The organism is Amycolatopsis keratiniphila subsp. keratiniphila (assembly GCF_001620365.2).
GTDB classification, from domain to species: Bacteria; Actinomycetota; Actinomycetes; order Mycobacteriales; family Pseudonocardiaceae; genus Amycolatopsis; species Amycolatopsis keratiniphila.
In genome coordinates this window covers 83,963-84,238 of record NZ_LQMT02000040.1, presented here as the reverse complement: position 1 = coordinate 84,238, position 276 = coordinate 83,963, and the positions used below count along the sequence as shown (strand labels likewise).

The 276-nt window shown below is 69.6% G+C and carries 1 protein-coding gene; it reads left to right on the top strand.

Annotated elements, in window-relative coordinates; genetic code table 11:
* Nucleotides 1-255, top strand: a 255-nt coding sequence (locus AVR91_RS37310; protein ID WP_323807908.1) for a CocE/NonD family hydrolase C-terminal non-catalytic domain-containing protein, incomplete at its 5' end; no start/stop codon positions are given.
* Nucleotides 256-276 lie beyond the last annotated feature (21 nt).

Below are 276 nucleotides of genomic sequence, written 5' to 3'. Positions count from 1 at the left end.
TACACGATGACGTTCCGGCTGGCGAGCACGGATCACGTCGTCCCGCAGGGACATCAGCTCGCGCTGATCATCGGCGGGACGGACGGCTCGTTCATCTCGGGGCCGGCGCAGTACCCGAAGATCACGGTGGATCTGGGCAAGACCTCGCTGGCGCTGCCTGTCGCGGGTTCGGGTCCGTCGGCGGTGCCGGCGGCGCTTCCGGCGGCTCCGGCGCAGATCGCTCCGGCGACCGTATCGGGGCTTGAGCGCGGCTAGCCGAATGCTATGAACGGGCCG